Below are 24,821 nucleotides of genomic sequence, written 5' to 3' on the forward strand. Positions count from 1 at the left end.
GGATGTCTACTGGAATCCTTTGCCGGGCGTTGCATTTCCTACAATGGCTGCACCATCACACGGTTGCGCCCGGCGCCCTTGGCCAGGTACAGGGCGCGGTCGGCGGCGCCGATCAGGGCGGAGATGGCCAGTTGCTGCTGCGGGTGCTGCGTGGCGATGCCGATGCTGACCGTGATGTGCTTGACCTCATTGCCCGTCTTGGCATGCGCAATGCGCAGCTCGGCCACCCGTTCGCGGAGCGCCTCGGCCATGCGCAGCGCCTGCGCGGCGTCCGTGTCGGGCAAGATGGCGGCAAATTCCTCGCCGCCATAGCGCGCCAGCAGGTCGGTGGGGCGCTGCAGCATGGCGGCCAGTTCGGCTGCCACGCGGATCAGGCAGTCGTCGCCCTGCTGGTGCCCGTAATGGTCGTTGTAATCCTTGAAATGGTCGATGTCGATCATCAGCAGCGACAGGGGGCTGCCCGTGCGCATGGCGCGCCGCATTTCCTTCTCGATCGCCACGTCGAAGTGGCGGCGGTTGGCGATGCCCGTCAAGCCGTCGGAAAACGTTTGCGAGCGCAGAACCATGGTCTGTTCGCGCAGCAGCTTTTCGCGGCCCACGGCGATGGTGACATCATTGATCTGGATCAGGCAGTGGCGCGGCGAAGCGGGCAGATTGATCGGCGTGACGGCGATCGCCTGCTGCATGCGTTCCTGGCCTTCCGCCGCACCAGCGGCCGCGCCATGCGTGTACAGGGCAAACGGCGCCTTGTGCAGCGTTTGCGACAATAGCGACTGGAAATTGTCGCGCAGGGCCTGGGTGATGGCCGAATCGATGCGCTTGTGCCGCAGTTCCGGATAGACGGCGAAGAAGTCCTGCCCCAGCACGGCGTCGGCCCGGCATGCCGAGTGACGTGCCATCCAGTGGTTCCACAGCACGATGCGGTGCTGCTCGTCGAGCACGATGGCGCCCAGGTTGACGGCACCGAGTATGCTTTCGAGCAGGGCGAGTCGGTGTAAGGCATCCGGCATGATCGTCACGCCTGTCCCAGGACCTTGGCCAGATAGTGGCTGACCTGCTGTTTCAGGTCGTGCAAGGCGGACAGGTCGAGCACGAAGGCGACATAGCCGTGGATCTGGTGTTTGGACAGCACGAAGTCGATATGCAGCATCAGCACGACGGCTTCGTCATCGCGGCCGCCGAACGAGGACAGGATTTCCGCGCTGGTGCCCACGTGGTACAGGGGTAGCGAACCATGCAGTTCGCTGTCGAACAGGTTGGCCAGGGTGCCCACGCAGGAGTTCAGGATGATGTTGCCGATTTCGCTCATCGCCTCCTGTTCCATCTCCGTCAGTTCCTGCAGCGGCATGGCATCGCCCACCATCAGGCGCACGATTTCCAGGCTCTTGTCTTCCGGGAACATCAGGATGGCTTCGGTGGCGAAGGCGCCATCGTAATGCTGGCTGACGCCACAGATGCGTTCGCCATCCTTCTTGCTGCCCAGCAGGGCGGCCGCGTCTGCACGGTTCAGGAACGTGATCGACGGCACCGACATGGTCACTTCTTCATTGACGATTTCGCTCATCGAAGCGGCCGCATGGCCCACCCCGATGTTGAATATCTCTACCAGGGCGTCGTTTTCGAGTTCGGAGAGATTGATCATGCTCACAGTCCCAGTGATTCGATCAGCTGATGGATGCGGGTTTCCGTGATCGGTTTTTCCATGAAGCCGACGCCGAGCTCGCTGGCGCGGTTGCGGATGGCGTTTTGCACATTCGCCGTGACGAGAATGATGTGCGTTTGGGGACACAGCACGCGCAACTGTTCCGCCGCCGCCACGCCGCCCATGCCGGGCATGTTGACATCCAGTAATATCAGGACAGGGTTGACTGTCTTGACTTTTTCCAGGGCTTCTTCACCCGTCGCCGCCTCAATCACTTGCCAGTCGGCATGTTTGCTGAGGATGAACTGATGCGACATCAAACGTGAAACCCGGCTGTCATCGACAACAAGTACCTGTTTACTGTGATTCATGTGCTATTCCTGAAACGTCATATCGGTCGATCATTCCATTTTCGCATATTTTAAAGGCCATAGAGAGTAATTGAATGGGGAATTGCCCTATGGCAAGTTTTTCCCGCTTAGCTGTTGTATCTCATGGTATGGTCGATCATCATGGCCGGCAAGCCGGGCTGGCAATCCGTTAAAATAGCGCCATTCCCCACTTTAGCCTGAATGTCATGACCCAAGACGAATTGAAGCAAGCCGTAGCCCGCGCCGCCATTGATTATGTGGTCGACGGTGAAATCATCGGTGTCGGCACCGGTTCTACCGCCAATTTTTTCATCGATGAACTGGCCAAGATCAAGCACCGCATCAAAGGCACGGTCGCGTCGTCCGAAGCGACGGCCGCGCGCCTGGCAGGCCATGGCATTGCCGTCTTTGACCTCAACGACGTCGAGTCGATCGCCGTCTACATCGACGGCGCCGATGAAATCACGGCCAGCGGCGCCATGATCAAGGGCGGCGGCGCGGCATTGACGCGTGAAAAGATTGTTGCTTCCGTAGCGAAACAATTCGTCTGTATCGCCGACGGCTCCAAGCTGGTGGGCACTTTGGGCGCCTTCCCGCTGCCGGTGGAAGTGGTGCCGATGGCCCGCGCCGCCGTCTCGCGCCAGCTGGCCGCGCTGGGCGGCACACCCCGCTTGCGCCTGAAAGCGGGCAGCACCGAAGCCTTCATTACCGACAACGGTGGCGAAATCATCGACGTGCTGGGCTTGCAGATCGCCGATCCGGTGGCGCTGGAACAGCAGATCAACCAGATCGTTGGCGTCATCGCCGTCGGCCTGTTTGCCGTGCGCGGCGCGAATGTTTGCCTGCTGGGCATGCCGGAAGGCGTGCGGACTTTGGCGTACTGATACGCAGCAGAAATCCGGGGTCAGACACTGCGTGATCGGAATGCGCCTCACTGGGGCGCATTCCCCCGCCGGGTCTGACCCCAGCCTTCCGTTTGCACCGCCCGGTACACGGCCACGGTGCGCAGCAAGCCCCCGAGGAAGATGCCGCTGAAGCCACCGTAGGCGAGGCAGACGGGCACGCTGAAGCCGGTCGCATGGGCATAAGCGGGCGCGATGGCCAGGGTCACGGCGACCGCATATTTCATGCAAAAAATACTCATCATCAGGATCAACGGCAGCCAGCTGCCGGGACGCTGCACGCTGCCCCGTTGGGGAATGGCCACGATCTTGCGCGGATCGACCAGCGTCCAGGCCAGCGCCGCACCGGCCAGGGCGCCGGCGCCCCAGGCGAATGGCGCGCTGCCAGCCAGGCCGAAGCTGCCGTATACGCCGCTCAGGGACAGGGCCAGCATGGCCAGGGGAATGATGCACAGCTTGCGCAAGCTCACTTCGCGTGCGCGGCTGGCCAGCACGCCCCGGTACACGAGAAAGCCCAGTATGGCCCAGACGTAGAGGGGGGTGTGGCTGAAGATGTGCTGCAACATGGTGTCCGCCTTGGTGTGAGGTTGTCGATGGACGTACTGTGCCAGCCGGCGGCGTGGGCGGCGAGCGGTGTGCGACGAAACGGGGAGGAGGTGCCGTGAAACGGCGAGGCAGGGCGTGAAACGCAGGTGAAACTGCCCGTGACGTGGTCACGGGCAAGCGATAAAACTTATTCCGTCGGTGGCACGTAGCCCATGGCGGCATCGGCACCATCGCCGAAGAAATGCTTTTCCATCTGCGTGGCCAGGTATTTGCGGGCGCGCGCATCGGCCAGGTTCAAACGGTTTTCATTGACCAGCATGGTCTGGTGCTTGAGCCAGGCGGCCCATGCTTCTTTCGACACCGATTCGTAAATTTTCTTGCCCAGTTCGCCCGGGTACGGTGGGAAATCCAGTCCTTCGGCTTCCTTGTTGAGTTTGATGCAGTGGATCGTGCGGGCCATCTGTGCTCCTGAATCAGTGTAGAGATAAAGCGTGATTATAAGGTACTTTGCGCCTGCCCTTGCGGGGCCGTCGCGGCCCAGCCACGCGCCGTTTGCCGCACCCTTGCGCTGGATCAAATTTGATCTGTGCCGCCCTAGCTAGTAAGATGCCTTATCACGCCAGCCGCTGGCTGCGCCTCGTCCAAGCAAGTAGTAGCAATTAACCAATATGGAATCCCTATGACCTCAGTGAAAGTCCATGGCATCGACGTCAGCAATGCAGGCAGCTTCGTCCTGTTTGGCGGCATCAACGTGCTCGAATCGCGCGATCTCGCCATGCGCGCCTGCGAAGAATATGTGCGCGTGACGCAAAAACTGGGCATTCCCTATGTGTTCAAGGCCAGTTTCGACAAGGCCAACCGTTCATCGATCCACTCCTACCGTGGCCCTGGCCTGGAAGAGGGCATGCGCATCTTCCAGGATGTGAAGGCGGCGTTCGGCGTGCCCGTGATCACCGACGTGCATGAGCCATGGCAGGCGCAGCAGGTGGCCGAAGTGGTCGACGTGCTGCAATTGCCCGCCTTCCTGGCGCGCCAGACGGACCTCGTCGTGGCCTTGGCGAAAACGGGTAAAGTCATCAACATCAAGAAGCCGCAATTTTTGAGCCCTGGCCAGATGGCCAATATCGTCGAAAAATTCAAGGAAGCGGGCAACGATCAATTGATCCTGTGCGACCGTGGCACCTGTCTCGGCTACGACAACCTGGTGGTCGACATGCTGGGTTTTGGCGTCATGAAGAAGACCTGTGACGACTTGCCGATCATCTTCGACGTCACGCACGCGCTGCAGCAGCGCGACCCCGGTGGCGCCGCTTCGGGCGGCCGCCGCCAGCAGGTGGCGGACCTGGCCCGCGCCGGCCTGGCCGTCGGCATCGCCGGCCTGTTCCTGGAAGCCCATCCTGACCCGGACAACGCCCGCTGCGACGGCCCCAGCGCTTTGCCGCTGGACCAGCTGGAACCATTCCTGGCGCAATTGAAGGCGCTCGATGACCTGGTCAAATCGTTTGCGCCGTTGAATATCAAGTAATGATGTGTAAGTAAAGAAAAAGCCCGGCATGCCGGGCTTTTTCAGTTTTACAGTGTCTTGATGAGCACTTGGGATTTGCGCTGCCAGTTATACATATGCTGGCGGTCCTTCGGCAAATCGTCGACGGTGGCCGGCACGAAACCGCGCTTCTTGAACCAGTGCGAGGTGCGAGTGGTCAGCACGAAGAGTTTGTTCAGGCCGGCGGCGCGCGCGCGGTTTTCCATGTGTTTCAGGATGCGCTCGCCATCGCCCTGGGCTTGCACTTCCGGGTTGACCGTCAGGCATGCCATTTCCGCCATCTTTTGTGCGGGGAACGGGTACAGGGCGGCGCAGCCGAAGATCACGCCATCATGCTCGATGACGGAGAAATAATCGATTTCGCGTTCGATCAGCTCGCGGCCCCGCTTCACCAAAGTGCCGTCCGCTTCCAGTGGCTCGATCAGTTTGATGATGCCGCCCACGTCTTCGATGGTGGCCTGGCGCAGGCTTTCCAGGTTTTCATGGCTGATCATGGTGCCCACGCCATCGTGGGTAAACAATTCCAGCAGGGCCGAGCCATCCATCGAGAACGGCACGATGTGCGAGCGCTCGACGCCGTTGTGGCAGGCCTTGACGCAATGTTTCAGGTAGAACGCCGTGGCGTCCGGCAAGAAACCCGCCATCAGCACGGCTTCGGCCTGGTGCGACGACAGTTCGCGGATTTCCACGCCCGTGGCGTCTTCCATCATCGGCGTTTCGGTAATAAAGATCAGTTTGTCCGCGTGCAGGGCGATGGCGGCGCTGCAGGCCACGTCTTCCATGGTCAGATTAAACGCTTCGCCGGTCGGCGAGAAGCCCAGCGGCGACAGCAGCACCAGGCCGTCCGAACCGAGGATGGAATGGATGGTTTCGGCGTCGACCTTGCGCGTGATGCCCGTCAGTTCCAGGTCCACGCCATCGATCACGCCCAGCGGGCGCGCCGTGATGAAGTTGCCGGAAATGATACGGATGGCCGCATGCGACATGGGCGTATTCGGCAAGCCCTGACTGAACGCGGCCTCGATATCGAGGCGCAGCTCGCCGGCCGCTTCCTTCGCGCATTCCAGCGCGGCGATGTCCGTGATGCGCACGCCGTTGTGAAAGCGGCCTTCGACGTTGCGCAAGGCCAGTTGTTCCGCCACCTGCGGCCGCGAGCCGTAGACGACGGTGACATTGATGTCCAGCGCATGCAGCAGGGACAAATCATGGGCCAGCACCTGCAGCGCCCCGGCGCTGACGAGTTCACCGGGGAAGGCGACCACGAAGGTCTTGCCGCGAAAGGCGTGGATGTAGGGCGCGACGGAGCGCAGCCATTGGACGAATTGGGTAGGGTTTTCCATTAAGCGCATTATAATTCGCTGCGCGATGTGCGCGCTTAAAATACCTGTAAAAAAACAATGTCTTCAGCCAGCAATAAGTCTTCCCCTCCTTCCACCGTTGCAAATGTGCCCGCCAGCGCGGATATTGCCACGCCTGCCGCCACGCCCGCGCAGGGCCGCCAGCGCCCGCCCGTGAGCCAGCAAAGGCCGCAGCCGCCGGGCGCGGAGCAGCCGAAAGTACAACAGCGGCAGCAGCAGCAGCAGCAGCGCGCACCACGCCCGCCGCGCGAGGGGCAGGAAAGCCGCGAAAGCCGTGATGCCGCCCGCGCCGCGCGCGAGGCGGAAAAGGCTTTCCGCAATCCGCTGCCACCGATTACGTATCCGGAAGACTTGCCCGTCTCGGGCCGGCGCGCCGAAATCGCCAAGGCCCTGATGGACAACCAGGTGATCATCGTCTCGGGCGAGACGGGTTCCGGCAAGACGACGCAGTTGCCGAAGATTTGCCTGGAACTGGGACGTGGCCAGAAGGGCATGATCGGCCATACGCAGCCGCGGCGTATCGCCGCTTCCTCGACGGCCAAGCGCATCGCGCAGGAACTCGGCACGCCGCTGGGCGAAACCGTGGGTTTCAAGGTGCGCTTTACCGATACCCTGAGCCGTGGTGCCTCCGTCAAGCTGATGACGGACGGTATCCTGTTGGCCGAGACGCAGACCGACCCGTTGTTGAAAAATTACGACACCATCATCATCGATGAAGCGCATGAACGCAGCCTGAACATCGATTTCCTGCTCGGCTACCTGAAACAGCTGCTGCCGCGCCGGCCCGATTTGAAAATCATCATTACCTCGGCCACCATCGATGCGGAACGCTTTTCGCGCCATTTCGGCACGCCGGGAAAACCCGCGCCCGTGATCGAAGTGTCGGGCCGTCTGTACCAGGTGGAAGTGCGCTACCGTCCCGTGGAGCGCGAGCAGGTGGCCATGCCGGGTGCCGCGAACGCCGACAAGCCCGGTCAGCGCACGGCCGCCGCGCGCGAAAAGCGCGACCTGATGGATGCCGTCGTCGATGGCGTGGAAGAGCTGTGCCGCATCGGCTCGGGCGACGTGCTGGTGTTCTTGCCCGGCGAGCGCGAAATCCGCGACTGCGCCGAAGCGCTGCGCAAGCACCATCCGCCACACGTGGAGATTTTGCCCCTGTTCGCGCGCCTGTCGGCCGAGGAGCAGGAAAGGGTCTTCAAGACCAGCAATGCGCGCCGCATCGTGCTGGCCACCAACGTGGCGGAAACCTCGCTGACCGTGCCCGGCATCCGCTACGTGGTCGACGCGGGCCTGGCGCGGGTGAAACGCTATAGCTACCGCAATAAGGTGGAGCAGCTGCAGGTCGAACCGATCGCCCAGTCGGCCGCCAACCAGCGCGCCGGCCGCTGCGGCCGCGTGGCCGATGGCGTCTGCATCCGTTTGTACGAAGAGCAGGATTATCTGCTGCGGCCCAAATTCACGGAGCCGGAAATCCTGCGCTCTTCTCTGGCCGCCGTCATCCTGCGCATGAAATCCCTGCACCTGACGGACGTGGAAACCTTCCCCTTCATCGAGCCGCCGCTGGCGCGCGCGGTGGCCGACGGCTACCAGCTGCTGCAGGAACTGGGCGCCGTCGACGAGGTCAACCAGCTCACGCCGCTGGGCAACAAGCTGGCCAAGCTGCCGCTGGACCCGCGCGTGGGCCGCATGATCCTGGCCGCGCTCGATAACGCGTGTCTGACGGAAGTGCTGATCGTCGCCTCGGCCCTGTCCGTGCAAGATCCGCGCGACCGCCCGATGGAGCACCAGCAGGCGGCCGACGAGGCGCACAAGAAGTTTGCCGATGAGAAGTCGGAATTCTTGAGCTACCTGAAAATCTGGCGCTGGTTCGAGTCCGCCATCGAGCACAAGAAAACCAACCGCCAGCTGCAGGACAATTGCCGCACGAATTTCCTGTCGCAGATGCGCTTGCGCGAATGGCGCGACGTGCACTCGCAGCTGCTGACCATCGTCAAGGAGCAGGGCTGGCGATTGAATGAGGCACCGGCCACCTACGACAATCTGCACATGGCCTTGTTGACCGGCTTGCTGGGTAATATCGGTTTCAAGGGCGAAGACGAGCCGGGCGCGGGCTACCTGGGCGCGCGCGGCATCAAGTTCCATATCTGGCCCGGTTCCTCGCTGCTGAAAAAGCCGGGCAAGTGGATCATGGCGGCCGAACTGGTCGACACCACGCGATTGTATGCGCGCTGCGTGGCGCAGATCCAGCCCGAGTGGCTGGAAAAAGTCGGCGAGCACCTGCTGAAGAAATCGTGGGGCGAGCCGCGCTGGGAAAAACGTTCGGCGCAAGTGACGGCTTCGGAACGCGCGACCTTGTATGGCCTGGTGGTGTACAGCCAGCGCCGCATCAATTACGGTAATTTCAACTTGCCGGAAGCGCGAGAAATTTTTATTCGCGACGCCCTCGTCGGCGGCGACTTCGATACGCGCGCGCCGTTTTTTGCGCACAACCACAAGCTGATCAAGGACATTGAAAACCTTGAACATAAATCGCGCCGCCTGGACGTGCTGGTCGACGATGAATTGATCGCCGCCTTCTACGACCAGCTGCTGCCGGCGGACGTGTGCAATGGCGCCGGTTTCGAAAAATGGCACAAGGAAGCCACGCGCGAGAACCCGAAGCTGCTGTATTTGAACCGCGAAGAGCTGATGCGCCACGAGGCGGCCGGCGTGACGACGGATTTGTTCCCGAAAACCATGTCCGTGACGGGCCTGGAAATGGGCCTAACGTACCACTTCGAGCCGGGCAGCGTGCGCGATGGCGTGACGTTGAGCGTGCCGCTGTATGCGCTGAACCAGTTGCCGCGCGAGCGCTGCGAATGGCTGGTGCCGGGCATGCTGAAGGAAAAGGTGCATCTGCTATTGAAATCCTTGCCGCAAAAGCTGCGCCGCCACTGCGTGCCGCTGCCTGATTATGCGGCGAAATTCTGCGAGCGCGTGCATGAAGCGGGCCTGTTTGGCCGCGGTGACCTGATCGACGCCATCATCCTCGATATCCGCACGCAAATTACCATCAATGTGCTGACGACGGACTTCAAGCCGGAAACCCTGCCTGCCCATCACTTCATGAATTTCAAGGTGATCGACGAGCATGGCCGCCAGCTGGACATGGGCCGCAACCTGGCCACTCTGCAGGCGGAATTCGGCGGCCAGGCGCGCCAGAGTTTCCAGAAACTGGCCGAAGTGTCGGGCGTGTCGGGCACGGGCACGCCCGGTGCCAAGGTGGCGGGCGCGCAAGTGGCGTCGCGGCTGCAGGCACAGAGCGCTACAGTGGCAGCAGGCAAGGGCGCGTCCGCCGCTGCCGCGCCGGCGCCAAGCAATGCCACCGTCTCGCAGCACATGGGCTTGACGGCCTGGACCTTTGGCGAATTGCCGGAGTTGCTCGAAATCGTGCAGGGCAAGCTGACCCTGATCGGCTTCCCCGCGCTGGTCGACAAGGGCACGCATTGCGACCTGGAAGTGTTTGACGACCCGACCGTGGCTGCGCGCACGCACAAGATCGGTTTGCGCCGCTTGTTCGCGCTGCAAATGAAGGAGCAGATCAAATACGTCGAGAAAAGCATCCCTGGCCTGCAACAGATGGGCATGCAATTCATGGCACTGGGGTCGCAGGAAGAGTTGCGCGAGCAAATCATCAACAAGGCGCTCGACATCGCTTGCCTGCAAGATCCACTGCCGCTGGACGCCGCCTCGTTCGCCAAGCGCCAGGCGGAAGGCAAGTCGCGCCTGGTTCTGCTGGTCAATGAAATCGCCCGCCTGCTGTCGCAAGTGCTGACGGAATTTCACGGCTTGCCCAAGCGCCTGCAGAATATCCCGGCAGCGGCGGCGGCCGATATCCAGTCGCAGCTGCAGGGACTCGTGCATAAACGCTTCCTGACGGAAAACGAGTACACGCAGCTGGCGCACTTCCCCCGCTATTTGAAGGCGATCAATGTGCGCCTGGAAAAACTGCGCGCCGACCCCGCGCGCGACACCAAGTTGATGGCCGAATGGCAATCGGCGGCCACACCCTACCTGCGCCAAGCCAAGGACCGCCAGGCCGGCAAGAACACGGACCCGAAACTGGTCGAGTTCCGCTGGATGCTGGAAGAGCTGCGCGTGTCCCTGTTTGCGCAGGAATTGCGCACGCCGATGCCTGTTTCTGCCAAGCGTTTGCAGAAAGTATGGGAATCGATGCAGCGGTAGGTCGGATGAGCGGGGCGAAGCCACGCGTAATCCGACGCCATCGTTGGCGCGACGGCGGTGCGGTGTTAGTGGTGTCAGCCGGGTTAACGGTTTGGCGGTTTTGCGGTGTTAATCATGCCGCTGGTGGTGTCGGATTACGCGGCTGCGCCGCTAATCCGACCTACCCGACTTACCCGACTGTTTGCGCAGGAGTTGAGGACGCCGATGCCTGTTTCTGCCAAGCGCTTGCGAAAAGTATGGGAGTCGATGCAGCGGTAGGTCGGATTAGCGGGGCGAAGCCACGCGTAATCCGACGCCATCGTTGGCGCGACGGTGGTGCGGTGTCGCTGGTGGTGTCAGCCGGGTTAACGGTTTGGCGGTTTGGCGGTGTTAACCGTGCCGCTGGTGGTGTCGGATTACGCGGCTGCGCCGCTAATCCGACCTACCCGACCTACCCGACCTAGGTTCTACCTCTCATCATCGCTGAGCGAGGAACGCGAGCCCAGGTCGCCCTGGCTGCTGCCCGTGCCGGCGCGGCTGCCGCTCATGGAGGTGCCGGACATGCTGCCGTCGCTGCCCGATTGCAGGCTGGCACCGCCGCGCAGGTCGCTGCTGGACTGCATGCGGCCCGCCGCCATGACACCGCTGCCGTAGCGCGTGCCGCTGCCATAGAACGCTTCCATCTGCTGGTTCCACGCATCGCTGCCCATGTCGGGCCAGTTGTTCTTGTCGAAACCGGGTGCGTCTTTCAGCTGGTTTTTTTCCACGTTGAGCAAGAAGCGCTTGTTGACGGGATCCAGGGTCAGGCGTTCCCAAGGGACGGCAAACAGCTTGTCGCCCATGCCCAGGATGCCGCCGAAGGACAGCACGGCATAGGCGATCTGGCCCGTGCGCATGTCGAGCATGATTTCCTTGATGTCGCCCAGTTCCTCGTCGCTGTGATTGTAGACATCGTCGCCGAGCAGGGTGTCGGCCCCCATCAGGGCCGGCCCCGGGCCGTCGTTGTTGCGGTACATGCCCAGGATGTCGCGGTCCAGATAGCTCATGGTATTTCTCCTATGAAGTGCTGATCGAACATCCAGATTAAGCATACGCACCAAGCTACGTTTGATCTGCCTCAATGGTGCCTGCGGTACTTTTGTCGGTGTGCAAACGCACGGTGTTGTCAGTCAATTGCGGTACTCTATGCGTTCTACGGAGGAGGCCGCACATGCAGACGATGCAACGATGCAGAGGGATGAATTGGCGCTACGCTCCACCAAGCCACGCGCGCCGCTCGCCATGGTGAAGCCCGCCACCAAGTGGCTGCGCGGGCTATTGCGCGCCGGCAAGGCGCAACAGCGCACGGCGACCAAACTGGCCAAGGTGCTGTTCGGGCCCGTGCCGGCCAAGCCCAAGGCCAAACCCAAACCCCGCAGCAAGACCGTGGCCAAGCCCAGGCCGACGCCGCGCGCCAGGCCCGCCAGCGACGCCGTGCCTGCACTGGCGCCGTTTGCCACGCCCCTGTCGCCCCCGCGCGTGCGCAAGCGAACGGCGCCCCCGCCGGGCAAGTGGCTGGCGGCCCACTATGCGCCGTTGCCGGAGCTGGGGCAGTTGCCGGGCCGGCGCCTGCCGTATTTCCTGTACCTGCCCGAGAAGGCGCCCAGCGTCGCCATGCGCAGCCGGGGCCGGCCGTTGCTGGTGATGCTGCATGGCTGCGAGCAGAGCGCCACACAGTTTGCCGAAGGCACGCGCATGAACCGCCTGGCCGAACGCAAGGGCTATGCCGTGCTGTATCCGCAGCAATCGCTGCGTTCGCATGCGCGCCGCTGCTGGAAGTGGTATGACAAGCTGACGCAGGAGGGGGGCGGCGACGTGCGCCTGATCGTCGGCGCCATCGAGCAGGTGGCGGCCCGCTATGCGATCGATCGCGCGCGCATCTATATCTGCGGCATTTCCGCCGGCGCCGGCATGGCGCATATCGTGGCCCTGAACCATCCCCATCTGTTTGCCGCACTGGGCCTGCATTCGGGGCCCGTGTTTGGCGCCGGGCATAACCTGATCGGCGCGCTGGGCGTGATGCAGCATGGCGCTGCCGCCCGTGCCGACGCGGCCATCGATGAAGTGCTGGCGCGCCAGCCCGCGTTTCCCCGCCTGCCCACCATCTTGCTGCAAGGACAGGCCGACAAGGTGGTGCGGCCCATTAACCAGACGCAGCTGGTGCGCCAGAGCGTGCGCGTGAACCGCCTGCCAGCCGATACCTTGGTGACGGCGCAGCGCCTGCCGGGCGGCGCGGCGGGCGGGCGCAATCCGGCCCATGCGTATGCACTGCACGATTATCAGGTGGGCCAGGAGGTGCTGCTGCGCGTGGCGCAGGTCGAGCACCTTGAACACGCGTGGAGCGGCGGCGACGCCAGCCTGCCGTTCAACGACAAGGCCAAGCCCGACGCCAGCAAGATGCTGCTCGATTTCTTCGCCAGCCACCGCCGACGCTAAGAGCCTGCCGCGCGCCGCAACGGCGCGGCAGGCACTGGTACGCATCGCGTCTCCCTTCCCCCATCGCCGGCCTTGCCCTCCTCAGCCCCGGCAGCGCATGCCGGGCTGCCCTCGATTTTTTAAGTGGTATTGCTGCGGTATTTAAAAATAACAAAAATAGGCGATAAAAACCCTAACTGGTATACAATTGGTACACGTTTTCAGTGTAATCCGTGTTCGCCGTCCCATGCCCCGACGGCAGATACGCACTGACGGCAGCCACCCACGTTACGGAATGCGCCATGTCCATCCAGTCCAGGCAATTGCTGTGGTTTTTTGCGTTTTTCCTCGTTTTTGAGTTGAATATCTATCTGTCGAACGACATGATCATGCCGGCCATGCTGGGCATCGTCGACGAGTTCCAGGCGGAGGCAAAATTCGTCCCCCTGTCCCTCAGCCTGTATCTGCTGGGCGGCAGTTCTCTGCAGATTTTCCTGGGGCCCCTGGCCGACACCATCGGCAAGCGCAAGCTGGTGCTGACTGGTAATACCTTGTTCTTGCTGGCCACCTTGGCGGTGCCGTTTGCTACTTCCATCGAGCAATTTCTCGCCCTGCGTTTCATCCAGGGCATGGGCTGCTGCTTCATCTTCATCGGCTATGCCATGATCCATGAACTGTTCGACGACATGGCGGCCGTCAAGCTCAGCAGCATTCTGTCGAGCACCACCATCCTCGCGCCCCTGGCCGGCCCCATCCTCGGCAGCGCCATCATCAGCCGGCTGGACTGGCGCTACGTGTTTTTCCTCTCCGGCCTGCTGGCGCTGCTGTCCCTGCTGGGCCTGTTCACGAGCATGCCGCGCACGGCGGCGACACAGCCGCGCCTGGATGGCCGCGCCATCGTGCGCAGCTATGTCGCCATTTTCAGCAACAAACGCTTCATGTTCGGCATGTTCACGGCCGGGCTGGCCACCGTGCCCCTGACGGCCTGGATCGGTTTTTCGCCCCTCTTCGTGCTGCAGGAAATGGGCGCATCCTATGCCACGTATATCGCGCTGCAATGCGTGATTCTGTCCGGCTTTGTCCTCAGCAGCATCGCCATCCAGCGCCTGCGCCAGGATTTCCCCCTCGTCCATCTGCTGCGCCTGGGCGGACTGATCGCGGCCGCCGGCATGCTGGGCGCGGGGCTGGGTCGCCACCACGTCGATGTGTTTGCGGCCTGCATGTTTGTCTATTCCATCGGCTTCGGCCTGTTCAACGGCGCCTTGCTCCGCAGCGCAATCACGGCCAGCAAGGAATCGATGACATTGACGACGGCCGCCATGAGCTTGCTGTATTGCATTTATCTGTCCGCCTGGCTGCAGCTGTACAACGTGCTGTGCCAGCGCTTCGGCTATGCGCTGGAAACGTATGCGCTACTGAATATCCCCGTCATCGTGCTCATCGCCATCTGCCTGCTGCTGTTTACGCGGGGCATGGCGGGGCGCCGGCAAAGCGAGGTGCGGCTGGCCCGACACTGATGGCGCCACGCTGCGCATGTTCCCGCCCTTGTTTTACCTGCTGCGACGTTGATTGACACTCTCCTGCGAAAGATGGTGCGCCCATGAAAATAGATGACCTGGCTTCAAAACACGATCAAGCAAAGATTTTCAGCCTGGAATACGAGTTCCGCATCCACCGGCTGAAACTCGATTACATCACCCTGGCCGATGTCCGGCCGGCCGGCATTGATTTGGCGCAACTGGCCGCAGAGCACCAGGCGGGCATCGCCGCCCTGCGCAGCTTTGTCGCCGGCAATTTTACGTATTTCAATGCGGCAAGCTGTTCATCGCTGAGCTGCATCCCCACGCGCGCGCTGGGCGACGACGAGCGCTACCTGCACCGCATCTGGATGGGCGGGCCGCTGCCGGCCATCGCCTGTGAAGCGATTGGGCAGTGGGGCGCGGCGCTGGAAGAAGTGCGGTACAGCGGCGGCGCGCCGTATGTCTCCATCCTGTGGGTGTGGGATGCGCAGCAATTGCGCGATGACGCACGTTTCAGCCCCACGGGCGGCGCCGGGCGCTACACGATAGGCCGCTATGCCATCGGCGGCACGACGCTACACATCAACTCGCTGCGCGCGCTGGCGCTGGACTTTGCACCGGCCCGCTTCGATATCCTCGATACCCTGCATGCGCAGCGCTACTTCGCCACCTTGTCCGATTATTTCCGCATCCTCATCATGTGCGAATACGGCGGCATGTACATGGATGTCGATACGATCCCGCATAATCCGGCGACGATTTTCCTGATGAAGCCGGAAGTGCCCGATTATTTTCAGCGCAACGCTGATGACAGCGAAGAGCGCCGGCATGTCAGCTGGATGAATCTGTTTCTCGATGAAACGGGCATGTTGATTGCCAAGAAGAACGACGCCGCGCTGCGTGTGATCCAGGGCAATGTGAACCTCGCGTATGCGGGTATCGATGGGGAAATTCCCCGTTCCTGCCCGCAATTCGAAGCGCAGCTGTTCGGCCAGTTCTATGCCGAATGGAAGAAAAACCTGGGCGTGACCCTGCTCAGCCATGCCGAGTTCTACCAGCGCTATTGCGTGCTGCATGACGGCGTGCGCGAAGCGGTGGCGGGCGGCATCCGCGGCATGCGTTTGCTGGACGATATCATTACCGAGATGCACATCCCCTTGAGCGACGAGGAACGGCGCGCGTATGCGCGCTGCGTGGCGCGGCTCGATGAACTCGACTGGCAACTCGACGATCCTTTGCGCCTGCCCGACATCGTCGATGTGTTCGACATCGAGGAAGTGCCGCGCATGGCGTATGCGGCCCAGCTGCGGGCGGACATCGATCACTTCCACTATTACTCGGTGCTGTCGAACGACCCGCAGCTGGACCGCGTGAATGCCGTCTTTTGCCGCTACCTGCTGGCCCACCGTTCACAGCATATTGCTGCCGGCGCTTTCTGGCGCCCCACCGTGGGCCGCCACGGCAGCCGCATGCCGGCCATCGGCGATGCCGCCCCGCCAGGTGATGAGGCGCAGGCGGGCTTGCTGTCGCATGCGCCGCTCAAGCTGGTGGCGGGTGAACTGCTGGGCGACGAGGTGAAGAACCGCATGGCCAAATTGCTGTTTGCCACCAGCTACCTCGAATACTGTTCTTTTGGAAATAAACTCAATCTGCAGTTCGTCGAGCTGCAGCGGCGGCAAAACATCGACCCGTATCTGGCGCACATCCACGGCTTGCATGACGAGGATGGGCGCTTCATCGGCTTTTTCACGGCCGCGACGATGGACGAGTTCCAGGCCTGCGGCGCCGTTTCGTATTACCGCGACGACATGAAGGCGCTCGACGATGCGTATGACGCCTTCGTGCTCGCGCATGCGCGTGCCGACGACTGTTTCGTCAGCAGTCTGGCCATCGACGAGAAATACCGGGGCCAGGGCTTATTCAGGCAAATGTTCCATGAAATCCGCGACCTGGCTAGCCGCAAGGGCTGCGCGCGCATCAGCTTGACGGTATGGGAAAAGAGCGAAGCGCTGCAGGTGTATCTGCACAAGGGGTTTCGCAGCGTGGGCACGTTCGACTATGCCTACAGCCTGTTTTATGACCGGCTGCACTTCCTCGTGTACGAAGGCGATTAAAGCGGCGGCCAGGGTGGCCGCCGCACTGCGGTGATTACAAAGCCAGGAAGGCCAGGGCCGCCACGGCCGTCGGCAGCAGGGCGCCGGCCAGCAGGCCGACGGCGCCGATCGATTCATCCTTGAAGCCGCGGCGCAGCAGGGATACGCCGGCCGGATTCGGTGCATTGGCGATGACGGTCAGGCCGCCACCGGCCACGGCGCCAGCCACCAGCATGTATTTTGCTTCGTCCGTCATGCCGACGATCAGCGAACCGAGGTAAGTCAGGGCCGCATTGTCGGTGATCGCCGTCAAGCCCAGGGCGCCGAAGAACAGGGCCAGCGGTTCCAGGCTGGAGACGATGGGTTGCAGCCACCATTGCTGCATGCCGCCCAGCACCACCAGGCCGCCCAGGAAGAAGCCGACCAGCAAGCCTTCCTTGAGGATCAGCGGGCTTTGATAACGCTCATACGCCTGCACGAAGCCGAGGAAGAACAGGAACAGGCCGAAGAACAGCACGGGATGGTGCGCCAGGGCCACCACGCCGGCCAGCACGATCATGTGCACGAGGCTGACGGCCAGCGGCACTTTCGGCGCTTCCACTTCACCGGCTTTCGGCTTGATATCGGAGGTGTTGCTGTGCAGATATTTACGCAGCAATATGCTCACGCCCGTGGCGTTGACCAGTACGGCGATGGCGGCTTTCCAGCCGAAATGGCTGGCCATGTAGGCGCTGTCCCAGTTCCACGTGGTGGCCACCATCAGCACGGGCGGCGCCGCGTACGAAGTGAGGGTGCCGCCGATGGAAACGTTGACGAACAGCACGCCCAGCGCGCCATATTTCAGCCATTCGGGGATGCCCGGACGGAAGATTTGTGGCGCCAGCATCAGCGCGGCCAGGGTCATGGCGGCCGGTTCCGTGATCATCGAGCCCGTCAGGGGCACGAGCGCCAGTCCCAGCCAGACGAGGGCCAGTTCCGTGCGCAGCGGCATCACGCGCGCCACGCCCTTGAGCAGGCGCTGCACGGCGTCGAGCACGGGGCGCGAGGCGGCTACCACCATGACGACAAAGACGAACAGCGGTTCCGTGTACTGGCGCGATTCGGCATACTCGATGGCCGCCTCGCCGCCCGAGACAAAGGCCATGATGATGATTAAAATGAAAGCCCAGAAGCCGAACACGACTTCCACTTCGCCCAGCAGGTGCAGCAGGCCCCCATGGCGGGGATGGCGCTGTGCCAGGGTTTCAAATGACTTGGCGGCGAAGGTGTGGATGAGCGCAAGGCCGAAGACGATGGCGCTGATGATTTGGATGGTGGTCAAATGCGTTTCCTTATGGACGGAGGGAGCCGACTGGTACTTTGCCAGGCGGTAAGGAGAGTGCTTATGGTACAGCAATCGATGCCAGAAACGGGGTTTTTCGGACATGGCGGAGCGGCCCCGGGCACGCTATCTGGCAGATAAGCCTTGCCAAAAGCCGGGTTGGATAGTACTGTATATACATACAGTATTCATCTTCATATTCAATTATGCAACATTCCGAATTGATGGCCTCGCCGGAAGCCTTGCACCCGTCTTTATGGCGCGCATCGCAGCTGGGGCAGGGCGCCACGCGCTGCCTGGACACGGGTTTTGCCGCCCTGTCCGCGCAGTTACCCGGCGGCGGCTGGCCCAGCGGCAGCCTCATCGATCTGCTGGTGCAGCAGGCGGGCAGCGGCGAATTGCGGCTGCTGGCGCCCGCGCTGGCGCAGCTGCCGGGCTTGCCCATCGTGCTGCTGCAGCCACCGCATCCGCCGCAGGCGCTGGCCCTGGCCGCGCAGGGGCTGGCGCCGTCGCAACTGCTGTGGCTCAAAAGCGCCGGCAGCAAGGATGCCTTGTGGGCGGCGGAAAACATCTTGCGCAGCGGCAGTTGCGGCGCCTTGCTGTTCTGGCAATCGCACGTGCGCGCCGACAGCCTGCGCCGGCTGCACTTGGCCGCGCAAGGCGGCAACACCCTGTTTTGCATGCTGCGCCCCTTGCACGGCGCGCAGGATGCGTCGCCGGCGCCGCTGCGCCTGTCCGTGCGCCCGGCCGACGGCGGCATCGAGATCGGCTTCATCAAGCGCCGGGGACCGCAGCGCGACGCGCCCCTGTTCCTGCCCCTGCAACCTCCTTCATTATTGCTACGTCATGCGACTCTGGATCGGCCTGTGCCTGCCCCGGCTCCCGCTCGAAGTATTTTGCCCGCGCTGGTCGGCTGACCAGCTGGGCGTGGTGCTGGAGCAGGAGCAAGTGATGGCCCTGTCGCCGCTGGCGCGTGCGGCCGGCATCCGGCCGGGCATGCGCCGCGCGGGTGCGCTGATGCTGGCGCCGCAGGCGCGCCTGCACGGGCGCTCGCCTGAGCTGGAAGCGCAAGCCCTGCAAGCGGTGGCGCTGGCGCTGCTGCAATACTCGCCGCTGGTGGCGCAGGGCGAAGAAGCGACCCTGCTGGTCGACGCGGGCGCCAGCCTGCGCCTGTTCGGCGGCGTGCGCGCCCTGTGCCGGCAGATTGCGGCCAGCTTGCGCGCGCTGGGCTACACGGCCCAGCTGTCGTGCGCCCCCACGGCGCGCGGCGCCTGGCTGCTGGCGCGCGCCGGTACGCGCCGGGGCCGGACCTTGAGCATGGCCAGTCTGGTGCGCCGCCTCGACCGCCTGCCGTGCTCCCTGCTGCCGCCCGCGCGCCCCTGGCTCGACTGGCTGGAGGGCATCGGCTGCCGCACCCTGGGGCAGTTGCGCCAGTTGCCCCGGCCCGGCTTGCAGCGCCGTTGCGGCGCCGCCGTGCTGGACATGCTCGACGACGCGCATGGTCACAGCACGGAATTGTTCGTCTGGATGGAAGCGCCGCCCACGTTTCGCGCCAGCCTGGAATTGTTCGACCGCGTCGAGCACGCGGACGCGTTGCTGTTCGGTGCGCGCCGCCTGCTGCAGCAAATGACGGGCTGGCTGTGTGCGCGGCAATTTGCCGTCGAGCGCATACAGCTGCTGCTGGCGCACGAGCGGGGCAGGGTGGCGCGCCCGCCCACCGTCATCGACCTGGCGCTGGGCGAGGCCGTCTGGCGCGACGAGCACCTGGTGCGTTTGCTCAAGGAGCGCCTGGCGCAGCTGGTGCTGGACTCTCCCGTGATCGGCCTGACCCTGGAAGCGCTGCAGGTGCAGCCGATGGCGCCGCCCAGCGAGAGCCTGTTTCCCGAGCCGGGCGGCACGCCGCAGGAGCGCCAGCGCCTGATGGAATTGCTGGTGGCGCGCCTGGGCGCCGAGAATGTCTTGCAGGCATCCCCGCGCGCCGATTACCGGCCCGAAGCGGCCAACCAGTGGCTGCCGCTGCCGGCCAAGCCCGTTTCAAGAAGCGCGCTACCCGACTTGCCACCCGGTTTGCCCGGCATGCCCCGTCCCGGCTGGCTGCTGGCCCAGCCCATCGCCCTGTTGATGCGCGAACACCGGCCCTTTTATGGCTCGCCTTTGAAAATGGTGTCTGTCGCCGAGCGCATCGAGGCGGGCTGGTGGGGTCAGTCGCAGGCGCGCGATTATTTTATTGCCGAAGGACGCGACCACGCCCACTACTGGGTCTACCGCGAACGCATCGCCGGCAGCGGAGAGGACGCCGCGCCGCGCTGGTTTTTGCATGGTTTGTTTGGCTGAATGTGCTGTCCTGCTGAAACTGCCATGCTTGGCTATACTTGCTTTCTTGCTTGCGCTGCGTCAACCACTTGAATAAGGATTTCCATGTCCCAACTTTCCGACTTCCCCATCACCCAAAAATGGCCTGCACTGCATCCCGAGCGCCTGCAGTTGTATTCGCTGCCCACGCCGAACGGCATCAAGGTCTCGATCCTGCTGGAAGAGCTGGGCCTGGCGTACGAGCCGCACCTGGTCAGTTTCGAGCAGAACGACCAGTTGTCGCCCGCCTTCTTGTCGCTCAATCCGAACAACAAGATTCCCGCCATCCTCGACCCGGACGGTCCCGACGGCAAGCCGCTGGCCCTGTTCGAGTCGGGCTCCATCCTGCTGTACCTGGCGGAAAAGACGGGCAAGTTCCTGCCGCAGGACGCGGGCCTGCGCTATGAAACGATACAGTGGCTGATGTTCCAGATGGGCGGTATCGGCCCCATGTTTGGCCAGGTGGGCTTCTTCCATAAATTCGCCGGCAAGGACTACGAAGACAAGCGTCCGCTGGAACGCTACCTCGGCGAGGCCAGGCGCCTGCTGGGCGTGCTCGAGCAGCGCCTGCAGGGCCGCGACTGGATCATGGGTAGCCAGTACACGATTGCCGACATCGCCATCTTCCCGTGGGTGCGCTGCCTGGTGGGTTTCTATGGCGCCGGCGAGCTCGTCGGCTTTGGCAATTTCCCGAACGTGCAGCGCGCGCTGGACGCTTTCCTGGCCCGGCCTGCCGTCATCAAGGGCGTCGACATCCCATCGCGTGGCTAAAACAGCTGTGGCCTGACGGCGCTACAATGCGCCATCGGCCGCGCTGCGCGGCAGCTTTGATCTGAGACAATGAAATCCACACGGCAAGATTTTCCCGGCGCGCACGGCCATGTGCTGGCGGCGCGCCTCGACGCGCCCGACGGCGCCATCCGCGCCTACGCGCTGTTCGCCCACTGTTTTACCTGCGGCAAGGACGTGCTGGCCGCGCGGCGCATCGCGCAAGGTTTGACGCAGCACGGCATCGCCGTGCTGCGCTTCGACTTCACGGGACTGGGCGCCAGCGAGGGTGAGTTTGCCGCCACCAATTTTTCGTCGAATGTGGACGACCTGCTGGCCGCCGCCGATTTCCTGCGGGCAAAACATGCTGCGCCGCAATTGCTGATCGGCCACAGCCTGGGCGGCGCCGCCGTGCTGGCCGCTGCCGCGCAAGTGCCGGAAGCGACCGCCGTGGTGACCTTGGCCGCTCCCAGCACGCCCGCGTATGTGACGCGCATGTTCAGCGCGCACCTGGAGCAGATTGCCGCCGAGGGCGAGGCGCTGGTGCAGCTGGAAGGGCGGCCATTTCGCATCCGCCAGCAATTCGTCGACGACGCGGGCAGCCACAGCCTGAAAGCTCACATCGCCGGCCTGCGCCGCGCCCTGCTGGTGATGCACGCGCCCAACGACACGACGGTGAGCCTGTCGAACGCGATGGATATCTTTACGGCCGCCAAGCACTCGAAAAGTTTTGTCTCGCTCGACGATGCCGACCATCTGTTGACGGGGCGCGATGATGCTGCCTATGTTGCCAACGTCATCGCCGCATGGAGCGTGCGCTATATCAACTAAGCTGAACTAAGCGGTCGCCCATGAAAAACGCCGCGGCAGCAGAAGCTGGCGCGGCGCAGATCGGGGGGGAGGAAACGGATCAGTCTTCGTCAAACTCGGCCGAAAGATCCTTCCAGCCTTTACTGATTGCAAAGGCGGAAAACTCTTCCGGTGCTTCCAGGACGATCAGTTTCTTGTCTTGCAAGCCCAGGTCGCCGTGGCCGAAGTCGGGGCCTACATAGCCGAGGCTGCGCAAGCGGGCCAGGATGTGGCCGACCAGGGTCTTGTCCTTGTAGGCGCCCGCTTCGAGCGGCGCGGCGAAATCGACGTAGACGTCGATGATGCCGTAGCCTTCGTCGAAGATGCGGATGGCCTTGATGTCATGGGCACGGCCGGAGCCGTCGATGGCCTTGAAGGGGCCGCTGAGCTGGATGTCGGTGTCATTGTTCATGCCGCCAGCATACACCAAAAGCCGGCCCCGCATAGGGGACGCCATGCAAAATCGCTTTGGGCTGGCCGTGTAAAAATTTCTTACAAATTTAGCGTCGTCTGGGGTGCTTTTTGCCAATTTCAAGGCCTTGAAGGCCGCTTGATCGTCCTTAGATTGGTAGCAAGCGGATGCTCACGGTGAGGTCCGCCCCTCTTATCGCTTCATTTGAAAAGGATATTTATCATGCGTACTTTTGACCTTGCTCCCCTGTACCGTTCCGCCATTGGCTTTGACCGCCTGGCACAGCTGCTCAACGAACAGCGCGCCGATGCACAGCCCAGCTATCCGCCCTACAACATCGAACTGGTATCGGAAGATAAATACCGCATCGTGATGGCATTGGCCGGCTTCTCGCGCGAAGAGATTGACATCATCACCGAACGCGACTCGCTGCATGTCACGGGCCGCAAGCAGAAAGATGGCGTCGAGCGCACGTTCTTGCACCGCGGCATCGCTGCCCGCGATTTCGAACAACGCTTCCAGCTGGCCAACCATGTGAAGGTCACGGGCGCCACGTTTGAAAACGGCATGCTGACCATCGATCTGGTGCGTGAAGTGCCGGAAGCGCTGAAACCGCGCAAGATCGAGATCGGCACCGGCAGCGACACTATCGCTACCGCCGCCAACGTGAATGCGCTGGAGCAGCGCCAGGCAGCCTGAGCTGAGCTGAGCTGAGCTGATCGCGGCGCCCCTCTGGCGCCCGGGCAGCCAGGAGGGTACCCTCCCATGCAGTAAAATACTGGCCGGTTGATCCGGCCAGTGTCACGTCCAGGCCCTGTATGCCCCTCCATAGCCCGCCATGCGGAACGCTGGATTAAGCGATACTTAAAGGCGCCAACGCCTGTTTCCAAATGGAAAAATGTTAAGCACCGCCTAAGACTCGTGGCCCACTATTGCATACATCAAAATCTCATTGAATGAGGAGCAATTCATGGAACAGCAAACGAATACCGCATCGCTGAAAATCAAACGCACCGTAGCCGCGCTGGCCGCGATCGGTGTGCTGGGCGCCGGTGGCGCCATGGTCATGCATCAGAACAATGCCGGTGCGAATGCCGCCGCCGGCACTCCCGCCGCCCCCGTGGCTGCCGCTGTCGCGCCTGCCGCCAGCGCGCCGCTGGTGGCCTTGCCCGACTTTAGCCAGATCGCCGCGCGCAACAGCCCGGCCGTCGTCAACATCAGCGTCACGGGCAGCACCAAGGTGGCTTACGACCCATCGGCCCAGGCCGGCAACGACGACTTCGGTAACGACCCCTTCTTCGAATTCTTCCGCCGATTCCAGGGGCCGCAAGGCGGGCAGCGCGGTGGCCGCGACGTGCCCACGCACGGCCTCGGTTCCGGCTTCATCGTCAGCCCGGATGGCATCATCATGACGAATGCCCATGTGGTGCGCGATGCGCGCGAAGTGACCGTCAAGTTGAACGACCGCCGCGAATTCCGCGCCAAGGTGCTGGGCACCGATCCGAAGACCGATATTGCCGTGCTGAAGATCGACGCCAACAACCTGCCCATCGTGCCGCTCGGCCATTCGAGTGACCTGAAAGTGGGCGAGTGGGTGCTGGCCATCGGATCGCCGTACGGCTTCGACAGCACGGTGACGGCCGGCGTGGTCAGCGCCAAGGGCCGTTCCCTGCCCGACGACAGCAATGTGCCGTTCATCCAGACGGACGTGGCGGTGAACCCCGGCAACTCGGGTGGCCCGCTATTCAATACGCGCGGCGAAGTGGTCGGCATCAATTCGCAGATCTACAGTCAGACGGGCGGCTTCCAGGGCCTGTCGTTCGCCATCCCGATCGACCTGGCCGGCCGCATCAAGGACCAGATCGTCGCCACGGGCAAGGCCAGCCATGCCAAGCTGGGCGTGACGGTGCAGGAAGTCAACCAGGGCTTTGCCGACTCGTTCAAGCTGGCCACGCCGGAAGGCGCGCTGGTGGCCAACGTGGAGCGTGGCAGCCCGGCCGACAAGGCGGGCCTGAAGTCGGGCGATGTGGTGCGCAAGGTGAATGGCCAGCGCATCATCGCTTCGGCCGACTTGCCGGCCCTGGTGGGTACGTCCTTGCCAGGCGACAAGATCAGCCTCGACGTCTGGCGTGACGGCAAGATCGTCAGCCTGACGGCGACGCTGGGCAATGCGGCCGACAAGGTGGCCGAAGTGGCGAAGAGCGACGGCGCGGCCGGCAAGGTACAACTGGGCCTGGCCCTGCGTCCGTTACAATCGGATGAAAAACGCGAGGCGGGCATCAGTGCCGGCCTGCTGGTGGAAGACGCCGGCGGTGCTGCCGCAAATGCCGGTGTGCTGCCGGGCGACGTGCTATTGTCGGTGAATGGCCGTCCCGTCAACACGGTCGAGCAGGTGCGCGACGTGGTGGAAAAATCCGCCAAGTCGGTGGCCTTGCTGATACAGCGCGGCCCCGACAAGATTTTTATTCCCGTGCGTTTGGGTTAATG

At 62.9% G+C, this 24,821-nt stretch carries 21 protein-coding genes and 1 pseudogene; 13 read left to right on the forward strand and 9 right to left on the reverse strand.

The window, feature by feature from the left end:
- Positions 1-38: 38 nt before the first annotated feature.
- From ACP7EG_RS01010 to ACP7EG_RS01020, 3 genes are read right to left on the reverse strand one after another with little or no spacing between them, the layout of a single operon-like run.
- Complete coding sequence (locus ACP7EG_RS01010) at positions 39-1,010, reverse strand: diguanylate cyclase (protein ID WP_426086066.1); 972 nt, start codon at positions 1,008-1,010, stop codon at positions 39-41.
- A 5-nt stretch (positions 1,011-1,015) separates the two neighbouring features.
- Complete coding sequence (locus ACP7EG_RS01015) at positions 1,016-1,642, reverse strand: chemotaxis protein CheC (RefSeq protein ID WP_099762691.1); 627 nt, start codon at positions 1,640-1,642, stop codon at positions 1,016-1,018.
- Between the two features lie 2 nt (positions 1,643-1,644).
- A complete protein-coding gene (locus ACP7EG_RS01020; RefSeq protein ID WP_219136057.1) occupies positions 1,645-2,013 on the reverse strand; it encodes a response regulator in 369 nt (122 codons plus the stop codon).
- A gap of 206 nt (positions 2,014-2,219) precedes the next feature.
- Between ACP7EG_RS01020 and rpiA the strand changes: the two genes are divergently transcribed.
- The gene (gene rpiA / locus ACP7EG_RS01025) at positions 2,220-2,897 is read left to right on the forward strand and encodes a ribose-5-phosphate isomerase RpiA (RefSeq protein ID WP_096237366.1); all 678 of its coding nucleotides are present in this window, start codon (positions 2,220-2,222) and stop codon (positions 2,895-2,897) included.
- 47 nt (positions 2,898-2,944) lie between these two features.
- On the opposite strand, the gene ACP7EG_RS01030 is transcribed toward rpiA, so the two are convergent.
- Positions 2,945-3,607 (reverse strand): DUF6622 family protein, encoded by a 663-nt coding sequence (locus ACP7EG_RS01030; RefSeq protein ID WP_426087115.1) that lies wholly within the window; start codon positions 3,605-3,607, stop codon positions 2,945-2,947.
- Positions 3,608-3,648: 41 nt separating this feature from the next.
- Positions 3,649-3,921: an oxidative damage protection protein gene (locus tag ACP7EG_RS01035; protein ID WP_034750797.1), complete on the reverse strand. Its 273-nt coding sequence runs from the start codon at positions 3,919-3,921 to the stop codon at positions 3,649-3,651.
- Between the two features lie 219 nt (positions 3,922-4,140).
- Here ACP7EG_RS01035 and kdsA point away from each other — a divergent pair, with 219 nt between their 5' ends.
- Positions 4,141-4,986 carry a 3-deoxy-8-phosphooctulonate synthase gene (gene kdsA, locus ACP7EG_RS01040; RefSeq protein ID WP_096237364.1) on the forward strand — a complete coding sequence of 282 codons (846 nt, stop codon included), beginning with the start codon at positions 4,141-4,143 and terminating at the stop codon, positions 4,984-4,986.
- A gap of 47 nt (positions 4,987-5,033) precedes the next feature.
- Here kdsA and argA read toward each other — a convergent pair whose 3' ends face one another.
- The gene (gene argA / locus ACP7EG_RS01045; protein WP_046685875.1) at positions 5,034-6,344 is read right to left on the reverse strand and encodes an amino-acid N-acetyltransferase; all 1,311 of its coding nucleotides are present in this window, start codon (positions 6,342-6,344) and stop codon (positions 5,034-5,036) included.
- A 57-nt stretch (positions 6,345-6,401) separates the two neighbouring features.
- Between argA and hrpA the strand changes: the two genes are divergently transcribed.
- Positions 6,402-10,586, forward strand: a complete 4,185-nt coding sequence (gene hrpA / locus ACP7EG_RS01050) for an ATP-dependent RNA helicase HrpA (RefSeq protein WP_426086067.1) — start codon at positions 6,402-6,404, stop codon at positions 10,584-10,586.
- A gap of 177 nt (positions 10,587-10,763) precedes the next feature.
- Positions 10,764-10,844 (forward strand): annotated as a pseudogene (locus tag ACP7EG_RS01055) (DUF3418 domain-containing protein); the annotation flags it as partial.
- A gap of 188 nt (positions 10,845-11,032) precedes the next feature.
- Here ACP7EG_RS01055 and ACP7EG_RS01060 read toward each other — a convergent pair.
- Complete coding sequence (locus ACP7EG_RS01060) at positions 11,033-11,611, reverse strand: PRC-barrel domain-containing protein (RefSeq protein ID WP_426086068.1); 579 nt, start codon at positions 11,609-11,611, stop codon at positions 11,033-11,035.
- Between the two features lie 181 nt (positions 11,612-11,792).
- Here ACP7EG_RS01060 and ACP7EG_RS01065 point away from each other — a divergent pair, with 181 nt between their 5' ends.
- The 3 genes from ACP7EG_RS01065 (at position 11,793) to ACP7EG_RS01075 (ending at position 16,653) form a co-directional block, all read left to right on the forward strand.
- A complete protein-coding gene (locus tag ACP7EG_RS01065) occupies positions 11,793-13,040 on the forward strand; it encodes an extracellular catalytic domain type 1 short-chain-length polyhydroxyalkanoate depolymerase (protein WP_426086069.1) in 1,248 nt (415 codons plus the stop codon).
- Positions 13,041-13,321: 281 nt separating this feature from the next.
- Entirely contained in the window at positions 13,322-14,536 is a 1,215-nt protein-coding gene (locus ACP7EG_RS01070; RefSeq protein ID WP_426086070.1) for an MFS transporter, read from the forward strand.
- A gap of 83 nt (positions 14,537-14,619) precedes the next feature.
- Entirely contained in the window at positions 14,620-16,653 is a 2,034-nt protein-coding gene (locus ACP7EG_RS01075; protein WP_426086071.1) for a GNAT family N-acetyltransferase, read from the forward strand.
- A gap of 34 nt (positions 16,654-16,687) precedes the next feature.
- On the opposite strand, the gene ACP7EG_RS01080 is transcribed toward ACP7EG_RS01075, so the two are convergent.
- Positions 16,688-17,953: a putative Na+/H+ antiporter gene (locus tag ACP7EG_RS01080; RefSeq protein WP_426086072.1), complete on the reverse strand. Its 1,266-nt coding sequence runs from the start codon at positions 17,951-17,953 to the stop codon at positions 16,688-16,690.
- Positions 17,954-18,159: 206 nt separating this feature from the next.
- Here ACP7EG_RS01080 and imuA point away from each other — a divergent pair, with 206 nt between their 5' ends.
- From imuA to ACP7EG_RS01100, 4 genes are all read left to right on the forward strand, one after another.
- Complete coding sequence (gene imuA / locus ACP7EG_RS01085; RefSeq protein WP_426086073.1) at positions 18,160-18,870, forward strand: translesion DNA synthesis-associated protein ImuA; 711 nt, start codon at positions 18,160-18,162, stop codon at positions 18,868-18,870.
- A complete protein-coding gene (locus tag ACP7EG_RS01090) occupies positions 18,800-20,287 on the forward strand; it encodes a Y-family DNA polymerase (RefSeq protein WP_426086074.1) in 1,488 nt (495 codons plus the stop codon). Before imuA ends, ACP7EG_RS01090 begins: the two co-directional genes overlap by 71 nt.
- Before the next feature lie 84 nt (positions 20,288-20,371).
- Entirely contained in the window at positions 20,372-21,076 is a 705-nt protein-coding gene (locus ACP7EG_RS01095; RefSeq protein WP_426086075.1) for a glutathione S-transferase N-terminal domain-containing protein, read from the forward strand.
- 69 nt (positions 21,077-21,145) lie between these two features.
- Positions 21,146-21,904: an alpha/beta hydrolase family protein gene (locus ACP7EG_RS01100; protein ID WP_426086076.1), complete on the forward strand. Its 759-nt coding sequence runs from the start codon at positions 21,146-21,148 to the stop codon at positions 21,902-21,904.
- A 79-nt stretch (positions 21,905-21,983) separates the two neighbouring features.
- On the opposite strand, the gene ACP7EG_RS01105 is transcribed toward ACP7EG_RS01100, so the two are convergent.
- Positions 21,984-22,334: a hypothetical protein gene (locus ACP7EG_RS01105; RefSeq protein ID WP_100876674.1), complete on the reverse strand. Its 351-nt coding sequence runs from the start codon at positions 22,332-22,334 to the stop codon at positions 21,984-21,986.
- Between the two features lie 222 nt (positions 22,335-22,556).
- Between ACP7EG_RS01105 and ACP7EG_RS01110 the strand changes: the two genes are divergently transcribed.
- Together ACP7EG_RS01110 and ACP7EG_RS01115 are read left to right on the forward strand one after the other, a co-directional pair.
- Positions 22,557-23,033: an Hsp20 family protein gene (locus ACP7EG_RS01110; RefSeq protein ID WP_282406839.1), complete on the forward strand. Its 477-nt coding sequence runs from the start codon at positions 22,557-22,559 to the stop codon at positions 23,031-23,033.
- A gap of 271 nt (positions 23,034-23,304) precedes the next feature.
- Positions 23,305-24,819 carry a Do family serine endopeptidase gene (locus ACP7EG_RS01115; protein WP_096237343.1) on the forward strand — a complete coding sequence of 505 codons (1,515 nt, stop codon included), beginning with the start codon at positions 23,305-23,307 and terminating at the stop codon, positions 24,817-24,819.
- Positions 24,820-24,821: the final 2 nt, after the last annotated feature.

It is taken from the genome of Janthinobacterium sp. PSPC1-1 (genome assembly GCF_049897625.1).
Taxonomy (GTDB): Bacteria; Pseudomonadota; Gammaproteobacteria; order Burkholderiales; family Burkholderiaceae_D; genus Janthinobacterium; species Janthinobacterium tructae.